Annotated in this window: 19 protein-coding genes and 3 pseudogenes; 10 read left to right on the top strand and 12 right to left on the bottom strand. The window is 61.6% G+C overall.

Annotation, left to right across the window (positions count from 1 at the left end):
- Positions 1-191: 191 nt before the first annotated feature.
- From bioZ to NKJ37_RS27100, 9 genes are all read right to left on the bottom strand, one after another.
- Complete coding sequence (bioZ, locus tag NKJ37_RS27060; protein WP_023766585.1) at positions 192-1,175, bottom strand: 3-oxopimeloyl-[acyl-carrier-protein] synthase BioZ; 984 nt, start codon at positions 1,173-1,175, stop codon at positions 192-194.
- Positions 1,172-2,437 carry an adenosylmethionine--8-amino-7-oxononanoate transaminase gene (locus NKJ37_RS27065; RefSeq protein ID WP_023766586.1) on the bottom strand — a complete coding sequence of 422 codons (1,266 nt, stop codon included), beginning with the start codon at positions 2,435-2,437 and terminating at the stop codon, positions 1,172-1,174. Before NKJ37_RS27065 ends, bioZ begins: the two co-directional genes overlap by 4 nt.
- Complete coding sequence (bioD, locus tag NKJ37_RS27070) at positions 2,437-3,072, bottom strand: dethiobiotin synthase (RefSeq protein ID WP_023735844.1); 636 nt, start codon at positions 3,070-3,072, stop codon at positions 2,437-2,439. The genes NKJ37_RS27065 and bioD overlap by 1 nt, the downstream gene beginning before the upstream one ends.
- A complete protein-coding gene (locus NKJ37_RS27075) occupies positions 3,069-4,217 on the bottom strand; it encodes an 8-amino-7-oxononanoate synthase (RefSeq protein WP_352775754.1) in 1,149 nt (382 codons plus the stop codon). Before NKJ37_RS27075 ends, bioD begins: the two co-directional genes overlap by 4 nt.
- Positions 4,214-5,212, bottom strand: coding sequence for a biotin synthase BioB (gene bioB, locus NKJ37_RS27080; RefSeq protein ID WP_050592767.1), 999 nt, complete (start codon positions 5,210-5,212; stop codon positions 4,214-4,216). The genes NKJ37_RS27075 and bioB overlap by 4 nt, the downstream gene beginning before the upstream one ends.
- A 94-nt stretch (positions 5,213-5,306) precedes the next feature.
- Positions 5,307-6,161, bottom strand: coding sequence for a carboxylating nicotinate-nucleotide diphosphorylase (gene nadC / locus NKJ37_RS27085; RefSeq protein ID WP_023766589.1), 855 nt, complete (start codon positions 6,159-6,161; stop codon positions 5,307-5,309).
- Complete coding sequence (locus tag NKJ37_RS27090; RefSeq protein ID WP_352775757.1) at positions 6,161-7,702, bottom strand: L-aspartate oxidase; 1,542 nt, start codon at positions 7,700-7,702, stop codon at positions 6,161-6,163. The genes nadC and NKJ37_RS27090 overlap by 1 nt, the downstream gene beginning before the upstream one ends.
- The gene (gene nadA, locus NKJ37_RS27095) at positions 7,699-8,673 is read right to left on the bottom strand and encodes a quinolinate synthase NadA (protein WP_023766591.1); all 975 of its coding nucleotides are present in this window, start codon (positions 8,671-8,673) and stop codon (positions 7,699-7,701) included. Before nadA ends, NKJ37_RS27090 begins: the two co-directional genes overlap by 4 nt.
- A gap of 67 nt (positions 8,674-8,740) precedes the next feature.
- Entirely contained in the window at positions 8,741-9,709 is a 969-nt protein-coding gene (locus NKJ37_RS27100; protein WP_023735838.1) for an NUDIX hydrolase, read from the bottom strand.
- A gap of 173 nt (positions 9,710-9,882) precedes the next feature.
- On the opposite strand from NKJ37_RS27100, the gene panB reads away from it, so the two are divergent.
- The 7 genes and pseudogenes from panB (at position 9,883) to NKJ37_RS27135 (ending at position 15,130) form a co-directional block, all read left to right on the top strand.
- Positions 9,883-10,743, top strand: a complete 861-nt coding sequence (panB, locus tag NKJ37_RS27105) for a 3-methyl-2-oxobutanoate hydroxymethyltransferase (RefSeq protein WP_023766592.1) — start codon at positions 9,883-9,885, stop codon at positions 10,741-10,743.
- A gap of 65 nt (positions 10,744-10,808) precedes the next feature.
- Positions 10,809-11,602, top strand: a pseudogene (gene panC / locus NKJ37_RS27110) (pantoate--beta-alanine ligase).
- A gap of 92 nt (positions 11,603-11,694) precedes the next feature.
- On the top strand, positions 11,695-12,420 hold the full coding sequence (locus tag NKJ37_RS27115; RefSeq protein WP_023766594.1) for a LuxR family transcriptional regulator: 726 nt from the start codon (positions 11,695-11,697) through the stop codon (positions 12,418-12,420).
- A gap of 93 nt (positions 12,421-12,513) precedes the next feature.
- Positions 12,514-13,146, top strand: coding sequence for an acyl-homoserine-lactone synthase (locus tag NKJ37_RS27120; protein ID WP_023766595.1), 633 nt, complete (start codon positions 12,514-12,516; stop codon positions 13,144-13,146).
- Between the two features lie 22 nt (positions 13,147-13,168).
- On the top strand, positions 13,169-13,543 hold the full coding sequence (locus NKJ37_RS27125) for a transcriptional regulator domain-containing protein (protein WP_350314065.1): 375 nt from the start codon (positions 13,169-13,171) through the stop codon (positions 13,541-13,543).
- A 67-nt stretch (positions 13,544-13,610) separates the two neighbouring features.
- On the top strand, positions 13,611-14,012 hold the full coding sequence (locus NKJ37_RS27130) for a DUF2285 domain-containing protein (RefSeq protein ID WP_245264243.1): 402 nt from the start codon (positions 13,611-13,613) through the stop codon (positions 14,010-14,012).
- Between the two features lie 155 nt (positions 14,013-14,167).
- Positions 14,168-15,130: pseudogene (locus tag NKJ37_RS27135) on the top strand (hypothetical protein).
- A gap of 491 nt (positions 15,131-15,621) precedes the next feature.
- Here the strand turns inward: NKJ37_RS27135 and NKJ37_RS27140 are convergent.
- From NKJ37_RS27140 to NKJ37_RS27150, 3 genes are all read right to left on the bottom strand, one after another.
- Positions 15,622-16,401, bottom strand: a complete 780-nt coding sequence (locus NKJ37_RS27140) for a Crp/Fnr family transcriptional regulator (protein ID WP_023766597.1) — start codon at positions 16,399-16,401, stop codon at positions 15,622-15,624.
- A gap of 454 nt (positions 16,402-16,855) precedes the next feature.
- Positions 16,856-17,314, bottom strand: a complete 459-nt coding sequence (locus tag NKJ37_RS27145; RefSeq protein WP_023766598.1) for a hypothetical protein — start codon at positions 17,312-17,314, stop codon at positions 16,856-16,858.
- A complete protein-coding gene (locus NKJ37_RS27150; protein ID WP_156934443.1) occupies positions 17,311-17,751 on the bottom strand; it encodes a hypothetical protein in 441 nt (146 codons plus the stop codon). Before NKJ37_RS27150 ends, NKJ37_RS27145 begins: the two co-directional genes overlap by 4 nt.
- Positions 17,752-18,481: 730 nt before the next feature.
- Here NKJ37_RS27150 and bluB point away from each other — a divergent pair.
- The 3 genes and pseudogenes from bluB (at position 18,482) to NKJ37_RS27170 (ending at position 19,733) form a co-directional block, all read left to right on the top strand.
- Positions 18,482-19,102: pseudogene (gene bluB / locus NKJ37_RS32015) on the top strand (5,6-dimethylbenzimidazole synthase).
- A 315-nt stretch (positions 19,103-19,417) separates the two neighbouring features.
- Positions 19,418-19,594, top strand: a complete 177-nt coding sequence (locus tag NKJ37_RS27165) for a class I SAM-dependent methyltransferase (RefSeq protein WP_023762808.1) — start codon at positions 19,418-19,420, stop codon at positions 19,592-19,594.
- Positions 19,578-19,733 carry a hypothetical protein gene (locus tag NKJ37_RS27170; protein WP_023809321.1) on the top strand — a complete coding sequence of 52 codons (156 nt, stop codon included), beginning with the start codon at positions 19,578-19,580 and terminating at the stop codon, positions 19,731-19,733. Before NKJ37_RS27165 ends, NKJ37_RS27170 begins: the two co-directional genes overlap by 17 nt.
- Position 19,734: the final 1 nt, after the last annotated feature.

A 19,734-nucleotide genomic window follows, 5' to 3' on the forward strand; every position in this document is an offset into this window, starting at 1 on the left:
ACCCTTTGTATTTGAGCTTTATTCAGATGGCACGAATGATGCAACAGGTGATGCATTTGATCTCATCCAGAGGCTCGCACGGGGTCGTGCTGCGTCAGCTCGGTCATGTCGAGCTTCAGAAGGCCATTTTGGCATTGGTTCTGTTGCCCTATTCCCATTCATGACCAGTCCTGCGCGCGTGAGCCGGCCGGCTAGATTCCAACCACGAGAGCGCCGCCGCTGAGACCCGCACCCGCCGCCGACAGAAGGATTTTCTCTCCAGGCTGGAATGGCTCCGTCTGGTTGGCGAGCGAGAGCGACAGCGGGATCGTCGCGGCCGAAGAGTTGCCGTATTCGGCAATCGTCTTGACAATTGCTTGGTCCGCGATGCCGAGGTTCCTCCCGACCGCGTCGAAAATCCGAGTATTGGCCTGATGGGGCACGAACCGGCCGAGATCGTGTGGCCGCACTCCGGCAGCGGCTAGCGCGCTTATCGAGCAATTGGTCATCATCTCGACGGCCTTTGCGAACACTTCGCGGCCGTCCGTCATCCTCATTCGGGTTTGCGCGAGATCGAGGTCACCGTGGAACGGCTTGTTGCTTCCTCCTGCGGGAATCTGGATCAGCCCGTATCGCGAGCCGTCCGAAGCCACCGAGGCACCGAGAATGCCCCGATCAGCATCATCGCACTGACCGATCACCAGGGCGCCGGCGGCATCGGCAAACAGGACCGAGCTTGCGCGCTCGGCTGGATTGATGCGGCGGCTGAGGATATTGGCGGCGATAACAAGGCTCGCTTTGCCGTGCAGGCGGGTAAATCCGTCCGCAAACATCAGCGCATAGATGAAGCCGGCGCAGGCGCCTGTCAGATCCACCGCGCCTGCGCTGCCAAGGCCAAGCTTGTGTGCGACCAGCGGCGCGCTCGGCGGCAGAAGATGGTCGGGCGTCGAGGTGGCAAGCAACAGCAGACCGATGTCGTGGCGCGCAATACCGGCGTTCGCCAGCGCCATGTCGCCGGCCTGCGCAGCAAGACCAGACAGCGTGTCTTCGTCGGTTGCCCAGAAGCGCGACCGTATCCCGGTACGCCTTTCGATCCAGCCTGGATCAAGACCGAGATTGCTCTCGATTTCGGCATTCGCCACCTTTCGCCCAGGCGCATGATGGCCAAACCCGAGAATGCGCGACGACTTGCTCATGGCCTGGACCCGAAGCGTTCGCCCGCCTCCTCAATGGCGTCATAGAGTCGCTCGAGCTCGTCGCCGGTGATGCAATAGGGTGGCAGAAGGTAGAGGACATTGCCGAGCGGGCGCACAAGTAGCCCTCGCTCGAGGAAGAAAGCGCGCAGTTTCGGTCCGATCTCGGCGAGATAACCTGCGGAACCGGTTCGCAGGTCGAGCGCCGCGATCGTGCCGGTCGCCCGGCAGTCGGTGAAGAAGCTGTTGTCGCGAAAGCGTCGAAGCCCGGTGGCCTGCATTGCGCTCAAGGCCGCAATGCGCTCGGCCACCGGCTCGTCCCGCCAGATCTCGACATTGGCAAGTGCTGCCGCGCAGGCAATCGGGTTGGCAGTGTAGGAGCTCGAATGGAAAAATGTCTTCTTCCGGTCCTCGGAATAATGAGCCTGGAAGATGGCATCGGTGGCAAGCGTTACGGCCAGCGGGATGGCGCCGCCGGTCAGGCCTTTCGAGGTGCACAGGATATCTGGAGAGATCGATGCCTGCTCGCAGGCGAACATGGTTCCGGTCCGCCCCCAGCCGGTCATCACTTCGTCGGCGATCAGCAGCGTGCCGGAGGCCTCAGTGATCTTCTTCAATTCGGCCAGAACTGAAGCCGGATACATCAGCATGCCGCCGGCGCCCAGCACCAGCGGCTCGACGATTAAGGCTGCGGCTCGTCGATCGCGGGTCACAGCCTCTAAACGATCCAGCGTCTCTTGCTCGCGCCCCGCTGCCGGAAAGGGGATGGTGGCGACCTCGAACAGCAAGGGTTCGTAGGCGGCGTTGAACACGCCACGCGCACCGACGCTCATCGTGCCGATCGTGTCGCCATGATAGCTGTGATCCATGACGACGATGCGCGAGCGTGGGGCGCCGATGTTGCGGAAATAACCGAGCGCCATCTTCAGCGCTACTTCGACCGAGGTCGAGCCACTGTCGGAATAGAACACCCAGTCGAGTCCAGCGGGAGCGAGGCCGACAAGCGCCTTGGCCAAGCGCTCTGCCGGCTCGTGCGTGAAGCCCGCAAAGATAATCTGGTCGAGGCTCGACGCGGTTGTCTCGATTGCCTTCATGATGCGGGGATGGCGGTGGCCATGTGTGACGACCCACCAGGAGGAGATGGCGTCCAGGATGCGGGCGCCGTCGGCCCTGCGGAGATAGGCGCCTTCAGTCCGGACGATTTCTGGGATCGCAGGCTCGAGCGCGTGCTGGGTGAAGGGATGCCACACATGAGACTGCGACATCAGTCACCTCCAGTAATCGAGGCGAAGGCGAAGCCGGCAATCATTGCGTCCCTCAGTGTCTTGCCGGTCAGCAGATCGAGGTGCGGCAGCCTGCCGAGCTGCGGCGCACCGCTGAATTCCACGATGGTCCGTTGCGTATCGGCCATCTCATCGCCGATGAAAGCGATGCCGGCCAACGGGATGGATCGGGCGCGGAGCGCCTCGATCGAGAGCAAGGTGTGGTTGATGGTGCCGAGCGTGGTGCGGGCGCACAGAATAACGGGCAGCCGCCATTCAGCGAAGATGTCGATGAGCCTTGTGCGCCGGTTAAGCGGCACCATCAGGCCGCCGGAGCCTTCGATGACGAGCGGCGTCGGTAGGACGGGAAAAGCAAGATCGGCAGCCTTGATCGCCACGCCGTCGATCTCGGCCGAACGATGCGGCGACAGCGGGCTCCGCAAGCGGTAGGCTTCCGGCAGCACGCGCTCTGAGGGCAAGCCGGCAAGCCGCGCGACCACTTCGCTGTCGGTCTCGCCGTCGAGGCCCGATTGCACCGGTTTCCAGTAAAAGCCGTCGAGCAAACCGGCGAGCCCAGCCGCAAACACGGTCTTGCCAACTCCCGTGTCGGTTCCGGTGATGACGATGCGTTGGGTCATACCGCCTCCGGTGATGTTTGGGCCAACACCTCGACCAGCGCCTCGACCATGGCGGAAATGTCGGCTTCGCCGATATTGAGCGTCAGTGAGATGCGCAGCCGCGACGTGCGCACGGTCGGAGGACGAATACCGCGTATGTCGAAGCCGCGGGCCTGCAGGCGCGCCGCCACTGCCATGGTGCGCCTGATATCGCCGATTACGAGGGGCTGGATCTGCGAGCCGCTGGGTATCACGCCGCAGCGCTCGGCCAGCTGGCGGCCGGCGAGGGCAACGCGTTCATGCAGCTGAACACGCCGCATAGGCTCGTCGGCGAGCATTGCGAGTGCTTCGCGCACTGCCACTGCCATCAGCGGCGATGGCGCGGTGGCGTAGATGAATGGCCGGCAACGGTTGATCAGATACTCGCACAGTGCCCTCGGCCCGGTCACGAGCCCACCAGATGCGCCGAGCGCCTTGCCGCAGGTGTGGAGCGCGACGATGTTGTCGCGGCCCTCGAAAGCGGCGGCAAGCCCCCGGCCGTCCGGTCCCCAGACGCCGGTCGAATGCGCCTCGTCAATGACGATGAATGCGCCGTGCCGATCGGCAAGCGCGACCAGGCTCTCCAAAGGCGCGCAGTCGCCATCCATGCTGTAAAGGCTCTCCACCGCGATCCAGACGCATCCCATGCCGCCTGCGGCGCGCCAACGTGTGATCGCATCCTCAACAGCGGTGGCATCGTTGTGCGCGGCCAGCACGAACTGTGCGCGCCCGGCCTGCGCACCCTCATGCATGCTGGCATGGGCGAGCTCATCGAGAACCAAAAGATCGCCCTTCCGCGGCAGGGCGCTCAGCAGAGCGAAGTTGGCGATGTAGCCGCTGCCGAAGAACAGCGCGCGGTCGGCTCCAAAGAATGCCGCCGCGTCTGCCTCGAGCTGCTCGTGTTCCGGTGCATTGCCGCGCAACAGCCGCGACCCGGTGGCGCCAACCGGCGTGCCCAGCGCAATCGCCGCCACAACAGCATCGCCAAGTCTCCTGGACGAGGCCAGCCCGAGATAGTCGTTCGACGAGAAATCGAGACCTGCGCGCGGCGCAAGCGTCCGCAGCCGGTCCTTGCGGGCCAGTCCCTGCAAGGTCGCGTCATAGCGGGCAAGCGGTGCCCCGTTCATTGCGCCTCGAGTTCCATCGGCTCAATGCCGAGACGGCGGAACAGAAGGCTATCCTTGTCCTCACCGGGATTGTCCGCCGTCAGCAGCGTGTCGCCGACGAAAATCGAGTTGGCACCGGCAAAAAAGGACAGCGCCTGCATCTCGTCGGTCATGGCGGTGCGGCCGGCGGAAAGACGCACATGCGATTTCGGCATCATGATGCGCGCCAAGGCGATCACGCGCACGAATTCGATCGGCTCGATGGGCTTGGCTTCGGCAAGCGGGGTGCCGGCGATCGGGATCAGCATGTTGATCGGGACGCTTTCCGGCGGCTCGGGTAGGTTCGCCAGCGTCACCAGCATGTCGATCCGGTCCACCGGATCTTCGCCCATGCCGACAATACCGCCGCAGCAGACCTTGATGCCGGATCGACGAACCTGCTCAAGCGTGTCGAGCCGCTCGGCATAGCCGCGCGTGCTGATGATCTCGCTGTAGTAGCGTTCCGACGTATCGATGTTGTGGTTGTAGTAGTCGAGGCCCGCCTGCTTCAGTCGAGCGGCTTGCTCAAGATCGAGCATGCCGAGCGTCATGCAGGTCTCCATGCCCAGCGCCTTGACGCCTTCGACCATCGCCACCACCGCATCCATGTCGCGCGCCTTGGGGTTTCGCCAGGCCGCGCCCATGCAATAACGCGTGGCGCCGGCATCACGCGCCTTGGTCGCCTCGGCGATGACGCGCCGGACCTCCATCAGCTTCGACGCCTTCAGGCCGGTTTCGTGACGCGCCGACTGGCTGCAATAGCCACAATCCTCCGGGCATCCTCCCGTCTTGATGCTGAGCAGCCGGCTGAGCTGGACCTTGTTTGGATCGAAATTCTGGCGGTGCACCGTTTGCGCCAGGAAGAGGAGATTGTTGAAGGGGGCATGGTAAAGTGCCTGAGCCTTCTCCAGGGTCCACGCTCCGGGGTCAGGGGATTGAGCCTGTGGCGATGTCTGCGTTGAACTTGCCGTTTGCATGTCCATGCTGTTCCTCCGGTCTGTCTTGCGGGGTCTTTGCTATCTGACTGTTGACGATCGGAGAGGACAGTTGACCCAATCCTGACTCAGACAATCATGAGCCCCGATGGTCGAGGCCGATATCCAGGATCGGCGCGCTGTGGATGAGTCGGCCGACCGAAATCAGATCAACGCCGGTCGCGGCAACCGCCCGCGCTGTATGGGACGTGATCCCGCCAGAAGCCTCGGTGATAGCGCGGCCACCGACCATTGCGACGGCGCGGCGAAGATCGGGGAGGGACATGTTGTCGAGCAGAACCGCATCGGGAGCGAAGCCAAGTACCTCCTCCAACTGGGCCAGAGTATCGACCTCGACTTCGATCTTGACGAGATGACCGGCCGCTCTTCGTGCTCGCTCGAGCGCTGGGCGGACGCCGCCTGCGATGGCGATGTGGTTGTCCTTGATCAAAATTGCATCGTCCAGACCGAAGCGGTGATTGGACCCGCCACCTGCGCGCACGGCATACTTTTCGACTGCCCGCAATCCGGGCGTCGTCTTGCGGGTGCAGACGATCTTCGCGCCATACCCACGAACCGCAGCGACGATCGATGCCGTTGCCGTGGCGATGCCGCTCAGATGGCACAAAAAATTGAGTGCCGTCCTTTCGGCTGTGAGAATGGCCCGGGCCGGGCCAACCACTGATGCAATGATCTCTCCATCCACGACATTGCAGCCGTCTGCGCGCTCCACCGAGATTTCGACAGCAGGATCAATCAAGCCGAAAGCGAGCATCGCCAGATCGAGGCCGGCGACAACTCCGGACTGTCGCGCCACCAACACGGTTCCCGCTTGGTATTCCTTCGGGACGATGGCCTGCGTGGTCAAGTCGCCGGCTCTGCCAAGATCTTCAAGAAGAGCTGCCCGTACAAGCGGCTCAAGCACGACCGTGGGTAGCGGTGAAAGTGTCATCACTTCGGCCCTTCGAGACTTGGCGAGTGTCCGAGTCCCCGCGCTGTAGCCAAGGCGGCTTCGAGGGTGATTTCGGACCGTCGGGCGGCAGTCGCATGATGAGGAAAATCTGTCCGGTAATGAGCGCCGCGGCTTTCTTCGCGCAACAAGGCGGCAACCGCGATCATTAGCCCGACAGCCGCCGGATCCGAGACCGCATCCTTGCTTTCGGCGAGCGGCAATAAGGCACGCGCGGCTGCTTTCAACCCTTCACCGTCCCGGACGATGCCGAGTGCGCGCGACAGGAAAACACGCACGGGTATCGGAGCGGGCGGTGGGTAAACGTTGGCAAACGCAGGCCTTGTTCTGCGCGCAGGCGTCCCGGCGACACTTTCAGCGACCCAGCGGGCGCACACGATGGCTTCTGTCAAGGAATTGCTGGCGAGCCTGTTGGCGCCATGCAGTCCTGTCGAAGCGACTTCGCCGCAGGCCCACAGCCCCTTGACGGAGGTTCTGCCGGAGCTGTCCACTGCAACGCCACCCATGTGGTAGTGTTGGGCCGGCCGAATGGGGATGAGATCGCGGGCGGGATTGATGCCCGCTCCACGACAGGCTGATGCGATTGTCGGGAAATGTCGAGCGAATGCCGGGCCGGGCCGTTGTCGGGCGTCGAGAAAAACACGGTGGCCGTCCGCAAGATGGTTCCACACGGCCCGGGCCAAGACATCGCGAGGCGCAAGTTCCGCCCCTGGCACGCTCTGGAGAAAAGCCTGGCCGGTTTCATCGATCAGGGCAGCACCTTCGCCTCGGACAGCCTCGCTGACCAGCGCCATAGGGCGTTCCGGGCCGTCAAGCGCGGTCGGGTGGAACTGGATGAATTCGAGGTCGGCTAGGACAGCTCCAGCGCGGGCCGCAAGTGCAAGGCCTTGTCCGCAACTTCCCCAAGGGTTCGTGGTGTCGAGAAACAGTCCCCCGATGCCACCGGTGGCGAGGACGACCCGCCGTGAGCCGAAGAAGAAAGGTCCGATCGAACAGCTCGCCCAGACGCCCCGGATCGCATTCTCTCGCACGGCCAGCCGGCGCGCTTCCACGCCCTCCACGACAACTATCGACGGAGTGGAACGCACAGCCGCGATCAGGGCACGCATGATCTCACGCCCGGTGCCGTCCCCATGCGCATGAACGATGCGACGTCGGCTGTGTGCGGCCTCCAATCCGAGGCACAGTGATCCTTTCGGCGTGCGGTCAAAGGGAACCCCAAAGGCCGCAAGCCCCTCTATCGCCTTGGGCGCGGCTTGGAGGATGCGGCTCGCCACGTCTCTGTCGCAGAGACCATCCCCGGCAGCAAGCGTATCGGCCAGGTGCATTGCCGGATCGTCGTCTTCGCCCAAACTTGCAGCCAGACCCCCCTGTGCCCAGGTGCTCGAATTGTCAGCTCCCAGCAGCGACCTTGACAGAAGAAGCACCGGCTCCGGCGACAGTTGAAGCGCGGTCATCAGTCCGGCGATGCCGCCGCCGATGATGATGGGACGCCCGAAGAAGCTGCGGAGGTCGGCGCTCAAACTGCCAGCATCCGTTCGACCGCAAGCCGCGCGCGCCCGGCGATCCCGGGTTCGATGGTTACGACATGTTGGTTCTGCTCGAGCGCCGTGCGGATGTTGGCAAGCGTGATCCGCTTCATGTGCGGGCACAAATTGCAGGGCCGGATGAACTCGACCTCTGGGTGCGCTAACGCGACGTTGTCGCTCATCGAGCATTCCGTCATCAGCACGACACGTGGCGGCCTTTGCCCTTCGACATAGTCGGACATGGCAGCCGTCGAGCCGGAAAAATCTGCTTCAGCCACGACGTCGGGCGGGCATTCGGGATGGGCGAGCACGACCACGCCGGGATGGCTTTCGCGCAACTCGCGGATGTCGGCCGGTGTAAAGCGCTCATGCACCTCGCAATGCCCTTTCCAGGCGATGATCTGTACATCGGTCTGGGCGGCGATATTCTGGGCCAGATATTCGTCCGGCAGCATGATCACCCGGAGAACCCCAAGGGATTCGACGACCGCCTTGGCGTTGCCGGATGTACAGCAGATATCCGACTCGGCTTTCACTTCGGCCGACGTGTTTACATAAGTAATGATCGGAACGCCGGGATAACGTTGGCGCATCAAGCGCACGTCTTCTGCCGTGATTGATTCCGCCAACGAGCAACCGGCGCTGAGATCCGGAATGAGCACGGTCTTGTCCGGATTAAGGAGCTTGGCCGTTTCGGCCATGAAATGGACGCCGGCCAGCACGATGACTTGTGCCTCGATCGTCGCAGCCGTGCGGGCTAATGCCAAGCTGTCGCCGACGATGTCGGCCACGCAATGGAAAATCTCGGGCGTCTGATAGTTGTGCGCCAGGATGATGGCGTTGCGCTCGCGCTTCAGTGCAAGGATCGCCTCGATATCGTCGACGAAAGCCGGCCATTCGATCGGCGGGATCACTCGCCGGACGCGCTCGTAGAGCAACGCGGCCGCAGGCAGCATGGCGCTCATCAACCCTCTCCCGCTTATACTCTAATTGAAAATAACCAGCATATACTTGCTGTGAGTATAAGGGATGTCAACCCCGCGCCAGCGGCAATTTTGTCCCGGCGATGAGCCTATCGTCGAGAACGGCGTGGCGGAAACGGAAAAGCTTCGCTGGCCGGCCGCCGGTCTCAGTAGTGGCCTCTCCGGTCTCCTCGACCAGTTCCTGCTGTTCGATCAGTCTGCGAAAGTTCGGCTTGTGGATGAGCCTGCCGGCGAGCGCCTCCACGGTTCGCTGCAGCTGCAAAAGCGTGAAGACCGTCGGCATCAGCTCAAAGACGACCGGCCGGTATTTGATCTTGGAGCGCAGCCGCGCAATGCCGGTCGCCACGATGCGGCGATGATCGGCGACCATGGACTTGCTGGGCACCAGCGGAGGGGGCGCCCCGTCCCGCCCTCTTACGGCCTCTTGGACCAAGCCTGCTTCGTAAACTAACTCATAGCGTTGCAGCGTGAGTTCCTCGTTCCAAAGGCGGTCGTCGAAGCCAAAGGCTATCGTCGCCCGCTGCCAGCGTTCACGTCGCGTGGCCGCATCGCGGACGCCGTTTGCCCATTCAATCAGGCGTGGTCGCAGAACATCCAGCACGACCGGAGGCGTGCCGGAGCGATGGTCCTCCCATGGAAAATATTCATACCAACTCTGCCATCCGCACTTGGGCGGGCCCGCTGCCTGTTCCTTGCGGGTCAATGCAAGATAGCTGATGGAGATGACGCGCTGCTGGCGCTCGGCGCCGATGCGATCCCGATCAGCGAACGTGTAGAGTTGCTCAATGTACCCCAGCCGATGGCCGGTCTGCTGCTCGACCCACCCCCTCAAGCCGGATTGCAGCGATCGGTGCTCAAGCGCAAAGGGACCGGAGGGCAAGGTGTCCGCCTGGCCGATGGTGAGGACACAGGGTTCACTGTCGTTTACGGCGACCACAAAGGCGATCAGGTCCACTTTGACGTCGTCGGCATTCACGGCGGCTCTGTCTTTCCTGAGTCGTATTGCCTGATCGTCCATGTTCGCGAATTGGTTTGCCAGCTCGGGGGGGCACTTAATCGATTTAGTGTAAGCGCGCCTGTCGGCACGTCAACACCCCACAGCTGCACGGCCATTTTTTTGCTCTTCGCACCTGCACAAAAATGTGCGAAAGGCGACACCCGCGGTTGGTAACGTAGGGGAAGGAGGATCCATTGAGCGCGTTTGGTGATACCAAGGCGATCACACCGCCGGATATTCGTTCGCGCAAAGGTGGGACGCCGCTCGTCTGCCTTACCGCCTATACCACCCCAGTCGCGCGGCTTGTCGATCCCCATTGTGATGTGGTGCTCGTCGGCGACAGCGTCGGCATGGTTCTCCACGGTCTGCCCTCGACGCTCGGTGTCACGCTGGAGATGATGATCACGCATGGCCAGGCGGTTCGCCGTGGCATCAAGCAGGCGCTGATGGTCGTCGACCTGCCGTTCGGTTCCTTCGAAGAAAGCCCAGAGCAGGCTTTCCGAAATGCTGCGCGCGTCATGGCGGAGACCGGCTGCACGGCCGTCAAGCTCGAAGGCGGCGAAACGATGGCAGAGACGATCGGCTTCCTAGCCGCACGCGGCGTGCCGGTCATGGCTCATGTCGGCTTGACGCCGCAGGCCATCAACACCATCGGTGGCTACCGCGTGCAGGGCAGGGGCGGGGATGCCGAGCGCATCAGGCGCGACGCACTTGCCGTGAGCGAAGCGGGCGCCTTTGCGATCGTCCTGGAGAAGGTTCCTGAGGCGCTCGCCCGCCGGATCACGGGGGAGGTGGCGGCCCCGACCATTGGCATCGGTGCCTCGGCAGCCTGTGACGGCCAGATTCTCGTCGTCGACGACATGCTGGGCCTCTTCGGCGACTTCCGACCCAAATTCGTCAAGCGCTATGCTGAACTGGGGGAGGCGGCTGCGGCTGCGATCGCTTCCTATGCGCACGAGGTGAAGGAGCGCCAGTTTCCGGCCGCCGAGCACGTGTTTGCCGATGCGCCCACGCCCGCCGACACGCAAGCCACCAAAAGCGGAGAAGCAGCGTGAGCGTGCCGATCGTCAGGAGCGCTGACCAGCTTCGCGAAATCGTCGCCGCATGGCGCCGCGAGGGCGTGAGGATTGCCGTGGTGCCAACCATGGGCGTCCTGCATGAGGGCCATCTCAGCCTGGTGGGCGCTGCACTCGAGAAGGCAGACCGTGTGATCGTGACGCTCTTCGTAAACCCGAAGCAATTCAACAGCCAGGCCGATCTTGCCGCGTATCGGCGCACCGAGGACGAGGATGCCGCCAAACTGGCACCGCTTGGCGCGCACCTGCTTTATGCGCCAGATGCAGAGGAGATGTATCCGGCGGGCTTCGCCACCACCGTTTCGGTGTCCGGTGTCAGCGAGGGCCTGTGCGGTGCCTTCCGGCCGGGACATTTCGATGGCGGGCGACCGTCGTCACCAAGCTCTTCCTGCAGACCAGCGCTGACTTCGGCTTCTTTGGCGAAAAGGACTTTCAGCAAATTCACCTGGTCAGGCGCATGGCCCGGGATCTGGATATTCCAATCACCATTGTTGCCTGTCCGACAGTCCGTGAAGCCGACGGTCTTGCGCTATCATCGCGCAATGTGCGGCTCTCGCCAGCGCAACGCGCTGTTGCTCCCAAGCTATCATCGGTCCTGCTCAAGACGGCTGAGTGGCTTGGGCGCGGCTCACCCGTCCTGCCAACGCTTGCAGAATCTCGCGCAGCAATTCTGGCTGCAGGCTATCGCGAGGTCGAATACCTGGAACTTTGCGAGGAGGCAGATCTGCACCCGATAACAAGCCTTGATCGACCGGCACGGTTGCTTGTCGCGGCCTGGCTCGGCGGCACACGCCTCATAGACAACGTCAGACTATTTCGGATTGGTTCAACAGATTAGCCACGTTCTCGGCACGCGCTGTATCCGTCCGGGATCATTTAAAACAAGGTCTCTGCCTGGCATTGAGCGAACGGAGGTTACGCACAGGGCAAATGCATCGCGTGTTTGAGAACTTCGTCGAGCAACTGTCTGCAAGTGTTGATGCTGCCGATCTCTGTGAGGCAATGGCCTCCGCTGCAGCCGGCTTCGACTTCCCGCTATTCGCCTATTTCACTTACCCGTCGGCCTCCGGCGACGCCCCCCAATTGATTTCAAACTATCCTTCATCCTGGACATCACGTTATCTGCAACAGCGGTACCACAGGTTTGATCCGGTCATCCTGCGCGGGCTGCAAGGCTGGGATACATTCGATTGGGGTGTGGACCGCGCTCGACACTGTCTGCCGAATTCGCAGCAACAAATTCTGGAGAGTGCGGCTGAGTTTGGCATCTGCGGCGGCCTGACGATGTCCATGCATGATCATCTCGGCCGGTTTGCTGCCCTGACCTTTGCTTCCGACGAGTCCCGTCCGCTTCTGTTGCGGTCACTGGCACGTTACGAAAAAGCATTGCAGCTGGTGGCCATCAACTTTCATATCCACGTCCGGCGCAGGCTCGCCGATGATCGCGTGGTGGATGGTGTAACGCTCACCCCGCGGGAGTTCGAGTGCCTGAAATGGGCGGCGCGCGGCAAGTCGGCTTGGGATATCAGCCAGCTTCTCGGCGTCTCAAAGCGCACCGTGACTTTTCACTTGGAAAACGCCAAGGCAAAGTTTGGCGTTCGAACGATCAACCAGGCCGTTGCACGCATGGCTGCCTCCGGCCAGACGAGATCCTGATTCTTCAGCCACGATACCTGTAAACCTCTACAGGCTGCATCGCTGTCAGCTTTGCCCTTCGATGGCGGGAACACATCCCACATGGAGGCGACCATGATGCAACTGATAACACCAGACTTTTACAACGAGTTTGCAGGCGAACTCAAAGAGATGCACGGGCTCAGGTTTCGGGTGTTCAAGGAAAGGCTCGATTGGGAAGTTGATACCGAAGACCAGATGGAATCCGATTCGTTTGATGCTCTGAAGCCCGTCTATCTGCTCCTCAAAGGATCCGACTGGCGAATTCGCGGTTGCGTGCGTCTTCTGCCCAGCACCGGACCCACAATGTTGCGCGACACCTTCCCGGTGCTGCTGGGTGCTGACGTCGTGCCCTCGACCACCGACATATGGGAGAGCAGTCGTTTCGCGCTCGATCTTCCTCCGTCGGCGCCCAAGGCTGCGGGCGGGCTGGCCCAGGCGACCTACGAGCTCTTCGCGGGCATGATCGAGTTCGGCTTGGCCAAGGATCTGACCCGGATAGTAACGGTGACGGATACGCGCATGGAGCGGATCCTCCGCCTGGCTACGTGGCCATTGTCGCGCATCGGAGAACCCAAATGCGTCGGCAAAACGGAGGCGGTGGCTGGGTTTCTCGAGATTTCCCACGCGAGCCTTTTGCGCATCCGCAGCAGGGGACGTCTGATTGGACCGGTACTGTGGCAACCGGTTCTAGGCCCGTCGGCATAGCGCTATAGTGGACACCTGAGCCATGAAGGATGCTGGTCTGTCCAAGGAAGCGACGGTCGGCCTTGTATGCTGGCCGGACTGGCGTCGCCACGACGCTTACCACTATGCCAGACGATTGCCACGCACTGGCTGGGCCTGGGAGTTTCTTCGGCGCAATCCACAATTCCAGCGCGACCACGCCAAAATGGCACCGTCCGCCTGCATTGTCGGACCCCAAGGCGACATGCAGATAATCGAGTTGACGACAGGATCAGCTCTCCTAAGACAATGGAGCCTTCTTTTTCGCCGACGCGCCACTTTCGGACGCTACATCGGCGAGGGTCTTTTGGGATCCGCGCGATTGCGCCTGTATTCTACGAGCGGCCGCGGAGCCGCTTGGGCTCGACCACGATTTTGAACCGCTTCACCTTTCTTCGCTCTCATGCTGCAAGGACATCCTGCTGACAGCTGCGGGCGTGCAGCACGTGCTGCTGAGGGAGAACTGCCGGAGTCTGCAGATCGCCGTTTCCGGTGCGTCCGTCCTCCGCCCGTTGCGGCTATATGTCGACGCGATCGTTCAGCCGCAGCACCTCAAGTTCCATGTCGCTGCCCTTCAGTTCTTGAACCACGTCAATGGTTGCGCCCGCCTGTCAGCTGCTTGCTTTCCGCCGGAACACCGCGGAGCGCGTCTGCGTATCGTACTCCAGGCTTTGGATGGCTCGCTTGCCGGAGCATCTCATCAGGAGGTCGCCATTGCCTTGTTCGGGACACGCCGCGTCGAAGAAGATTGGCGTCATCCAGGTGGCCATCTTCGCGATCAGGTACGTCGCGCCATCCAACGTGGCCGCTACCTGATGGGCGGCGGCTACAGACAGTTCCTGAGGTAATTGGGGCGGTTGCGATTGTCTTATTCGAACGCGCAACCTCCATTTCTGAGTGCAATTGTGCGTTGCACAAAACGTGGCAAGCGCCTAGTTCTTCCGCGGCGAAGCACTGGGACCCAACCTTCGTCGATGAGTGCATTCATGCCTTGAGGATCCCGATGACCGTTATGAACCCCGACAAAGCCGGCGCGGCAAGCCTTGAGACGATCGCGCGAAACGGCAGCATGCTGCGTCGCATAGCCGTACGCATTCCGACCTACCTGTCGGATATTCGCGAGAACCCGGCGTGGCTGCCCATGTTCATGTTGGCGCGCACCATGCCGGCACGGAGAATGCACTGGCGTGGTGCAAAGCCGGTCCGAAGGTCGCAAAGAGCCCAGGACACGATGTTTGCCGGTATCAATTGCCAGGACGTTGTCGACGCGCTGCGAATGGATGGGCTTTTTCCCGGCCTCGTCCTGCCAACAATGGTGGCTGAAGATGTAGCCGCATTCGCCAGGTGCACACCTTGTTTCGGCACGAATTCATGCCGGCGGAGCATGCGGTGGCTGAGGCGCGGTTTGGCCGTCCGTTGCTCAGCGGTCATTCATTATTTCGAGCGCATTCTGGGCTGTAACTTGGCCGTTGCCATCCAAAACGATCCGCTGCTCATGGATATTGCCGCGCACTATCTCGGCGGCCAGGCGACGCTGATCACAACGCGCGTCTGGTGGAGCTTCCCGACCGGCCAGGCGTCGGACGCCGACAAGAACCTGGCTTCGCTCGGCAAATACCACTTCGATCTGGACGACTGGCGGATGCTGAAGTTCTTTTTCTATCTGGTGCCCGTCGACGAGGGGACCGGCCCGCATGTCTATGTCCGCGGCAGCCATGATCGCCGCGCCCTCAAGCACCAACTTACGCTTGTCGTCGGCCATCCCGCGCAAGAGATTCTGGACGTGTACGGCAAGCAGAGCCCGGTCACGCTGACCGGCGAGGCCGGTTTCGGTTTCGTCGAGGATCCGTTCGGGTTCCATATGGGCACCGTGCCGGCGCACAGGCCACGGCTGATGATGGAAGTTGGCTTCGGGGTTTCTCCTCCATCACGCCGCCGCTTCCATGGCGAGCCTGTGATCCGCTGATTTCGAAAAGTCCCGAAACAGCCTTCCCGGACCACAAGTCTTGTGAGGCAAGATAAGGCTATGCCGCCAATCGATCTGTTCGGCGCCCAAAGCGGTTGTCCGCACATGCCTTGAACTGGGCTGGTGCAATGAGTCTCGCCATTGCTCCAACCAGCGCATGAATGCCTGCTTAATCGAGGTTAGACGGCAGTGCGCCCCAAGATCCTCCTCGATATCGCCTCAGATGCTCTTCGAAAACCTCCTTTACGGACCGAGTCATCTCGGGTCCCCTTTGCAGTGGCCGGAAGGTGGTGCACAGCCGTATCGTGCTTCGGAATCCTGAATGGATGCGAGGGGCGGTTTCCCTGGGGCGGCGCATGCAGCGGTGCCGGCATGACAGCTTCGTCTTGGATCTGATGCTCGACAACGTCGGCGGTGAAGGCTCTGTTTAGGCGGCTTACCCGGACATGGCCTCAATGCAGGAGATCGGCCATCTCCCTGTTCGAGCACATTCATTGGCGATCAGGCGCCTGCGGCCAAGGCAGTTGGCTGATTAGCCGAGCGTATTCGGCTTCAGCCCTGCCATACGACCCGTCAGCCAGCGCAATCAGACGCGTGCGATCAAGGATAACGACCTCTCCTCGCATCGATCGTATCAGACCTTGCCCCTCTAACATTTGCAGCGCTATGGTGACGCCGGGCCGCCTGACACCGAGCATGACTGATAAGAACTCGTGCGTAATCGCCAAGCGGTTTCCGTCGACGCGATCATCACACATCACCAGCCATCTTGAGAGCCTATCGACGATGTTCATCCGGGCATTACTGAGCGCGGTGAAGCTTGCCTGGAGGTGAAAGTAGTGAACGTAGCGGAGCAGAAAAGTTCGCAGGGTTGGGCTTGTCAAAAGCGCCTTGGTGAAGAGGCCCGCGTCGATAACAAAGGCGCGGGCTTCTAATTGCACGTAACAATCGTGCGTTGATCGGTCATCGCCCATGATAAGCGCTGAGCCGGTCATGCCCTCACAACCAATGATTCCGATCTCAGCTTCAATACCAGGCCGCAGTTCGCCCACCACTGACCCGAGACCGCTCTCGAAGAAGTACACGGTTCTGATTGGTGACCCCGCCACTTCGAGATGCGTCTTCAGTCCAAGGGAGACGCTTTCCAAGTGAGGTTGCAGCAATGCCAAATCTGCCGAGCACATTCGAAGCAGCAGCGAATTGCGATAGATGGAATTTTGGCGGGTGTCGCGTTGCGCGGCAGTGTGAGTTTGTGAACTGGAGTCTGTCATAGCTCCCTCTCCCTATTGGGGCGGAAGCATGTTGATCGCTCACAGCCGACGGACGCCCTTAGAGTTGCCGTCGATGGCACACTGTATGCCTGCGAACCCCGGATGTCCCATTTTTTTGATTAACTGCCTTGACCGGCGCGAGCCAAGGTTTGGCGCGCCCGCGCTAACACGGCATTCAGATACCCAGACCTTACGGAGGCCTCACCGCACAGGGCGGTGCGCACTCCGGCTCGACGACGGCTGTCGAAATCAGACTGCTGTGGATGCACTACCATTGACCGGTACTAGGATTCTCGACCTCGCCGATAAGCTCGTCTGTACAGCAAGCGGCCTTCCTGCCTATCCCAATATCAAAAGTCAAACCCGCCGCAGATGCATATGCCTGGCAGCATGTGTCGGTCTTTGGCCACGCATCTGCGACACCGAAATCAAGTAGCCCGCCATGGCGCGACCCTCAATCTTCCACTTCAGGGAGCCTGCCCTGCCATTCAAGGTCAGTCAGCACTTCGGCCTCCACAGTCATATTTTCCGCGAATTCACCGGCATGTTCGGCGAGAAGCTTTCTCGCCGCGACGACCGCTGAACGCTTTCCTTCGCACTTCTCGTGGAACCTGGCTACGCTCTGGCCTACGTGGTCGCCGTTCCATTTTATTACGCCCACTATGGCATACCAGACGCCTTTCCCGGTCCTGCGACGTCGCAGAATTTCGAGTCGCTGATCTGCCAACTGGGCGATGGCTTGGTAGAGAAGTTCGTGCTCCGGGCGGTCGGCACCTCTCGAACGAGCCTCATGGGCAAAGCCCTTCAGGCTAGGCTCCTTAAGTTCAGCTACTGCGTGCGAAATCTTCCACAGATTTGCGGTAGCCTCGTCGAGTGCGTGCCGAGCATCATAGGTAAGCGGCGGTCGCTTCACCGAACCCCCTGCGCGGATCTCATCTTGTCCGACTTCACCTTCGGCCAGATGTCTGCGGCAATCCTGTCGAGTTCGGCCTTGCCCACTACCCAGCGGTGCTCCTCCTCAGCCCTCTTCTTGGAGAGCTTTGGCTGAAGTGCCACCACCGTTCCCTTGTTGTCGGAATCATTGAAGGTGGCGCTCATAATGTCGCTAGTCGACCGTGTGAGGCCCTTTCGGATATCGCCCGCAGCATCGAAAACCCAATAGGCTCCTTGGGCATCTAGAATCCGATTCGGCGCGGTGCCTTCGTTCTCAACTATCACCGAGACGACCCGCTGGCGTGTGCCGGCGTATTGCGGGAGAGCGTCCTTTCCGAAGATCATTCCCTCTACAAGCCGCCGCGATAGCCGCAGAGGTTCGCTGTTCTCCGGGAATATGTAGTGACGACTGGACACCCGGCTTCGCTCCTTCGATCGCCGAAACGCGATGGCACATTCATGGTAGGCGGCTGTCTAAAGATTGCAGTATCAAAACTCATTGGCAGCATTTGATCAACTATCGCTCACGCTGCTGGATACGAGCAGCTGTCGCACTTCGCCGGAGACAAATAAGTCAACCGCGAATTGACTGTGAGAGGGATGAGTCCCAATTGGGTGATGCCTGACACTGGTGGAAGGCGAAACTGCGGGCGACTGGAAGCTCAGCAATGCCCATGAAATTGGGCAGCTGGTGCTGGTCCGGCGCTATGACGTCAGACGATGGTATCTGCCGAATGACCTGGGGAACCTTCGGGGACATCGAGGCCGACGTGGTCGGAAGCAAAATGAGTTACAGGCGGTGCGGCAGGAACGAGTATATGCAAGCTGAGACGCCTGTCGCCGTCGCCGCGTTCTAGGCCGACGTTCTCCGCATTCCGAGGCTTGGTGAGCGATACGGGTGCGCCTGAGTGTCAATGGCGCATTTAGCAAAGGCCCTGGCACATGATTCACCGCCGTGCGAGCTGATCGAAACTGGTTTGCTGGATTGCATCGTAATAGCGCCGCCCACCAGGAAACATTTTTTTATCGTTTGCGGTTAGGGCCGCATGGCGCGCTTGTCGGACGCAACAAGCCAGCTTGGGCAATAGGCAGCTGGCAATCCACACCGTACTCCCTACTGCAATCCCTAGCCCCGAACGAGACCGCCATGCCGTCACCTCCCGATTTCGCCGACGATTTTCGGGCCGGGCTGATCACGCTGCTGCGCTGGCGCAGGGATGTGCGGCGCTTCGAGCCGACGGCTCTGCCGGAGGGCAAGCTGGAACGGCTGCTCGAGCTCGCCAGCATTGCGCCCTGCGTTGGCCTCAGCCAGCCCTTGCGCTTCGTAGTGGTCGACAGCCTCGAGCGGCGCACCGCCGGTGAGAGACTGCTTCGAACGCTGCAATGCCGAGGCGCTCACGTGCTTTTCGGGAGAGCGCGCTGCACTCTATGCCCGGCTGAAGCTTGCCGGTCTCAACGAGGCGCCCTGTCAGTTCGCGGTTTTCGCCGACCGCACGACCGGACAAGGCCTTGGGCTCGGTCGCATAACCATGCCGGCGACCATCGACTATTCGGCCGTCATGGCGGTGCACACACTGTGGCTAGCGGCGCGGGCGGAAGGCATCGGCATGGGCTGGGTGTCGATCCTCGATGTGACCGAGATGGCCGAGATTCTCGACACGCCGCCCGAGTGGACGCTGATCGGTTATTTCTGCCTCGGCTAGCCTGCGAGGAGCACGACATGCCCACCTTGGAACGCGAGGCGGCCGCCGGTGGTAATCAGCGGTAGGGGGGTGCCCATCACTTCGTCTCTTCCCTGGCGATGAGCTTGACGCAGATCGGGTCGCCCTTCGCCATCGGGGTACATTGCCATTCCGGACCGAAGCCGAAGTTCGTGTTCTTGCCAAGGCTAGGAAAGAGCACTGACAAACCGGACCGCAGCGAAGATGGCGCTGGCGGCAACCGGGCTGAAGCCGGGCATGGAGGTGGTCGACCTCTGCTGCGGCGACGGCTGTGCCGATCGCCACGGTCGCCCGCCATGTCGTCGCCATAGACATCGACGCCGACCAGCTGGAGGCCACGCAGCGCCGCTACCGGCGCCGGCGTGACCAATTGCGAATTCGTCGCCGGCGACGCCTATGAACTCGCTACTCTGGTGTCACGCCCCGTCGACCTCGTCTTCATGGCCAACGCTTTCCATGGCGTCCCGGACCGACCGCGGCTGGCACGTGCCGTGCGCGAGGCGCTCGCCCCCGGCGGGCATTATGCCATCGTCAACTGACACCGGCGCCGCGCAGACGACGACGGTCCTGGGCGAGCCGCGCGGCCCGCGAAGCGAACTCAGGCTGTCGCCGAGACAGACCATCGCCGATGCCGAAGTCGGCGGCACAATGCTTCTACATGCCGGACTGCCTGACTAGG

The organism is Mesorhizobium sp. M0140 (assembly GCF_040322475.1).
In the GTDB taxonomy this organism is placed as follows: Bacteria; Pseudomonadota; Alphaproteobacteria; order Rhizobiales; family Rhizobiaceae; genus Mesorhizobium.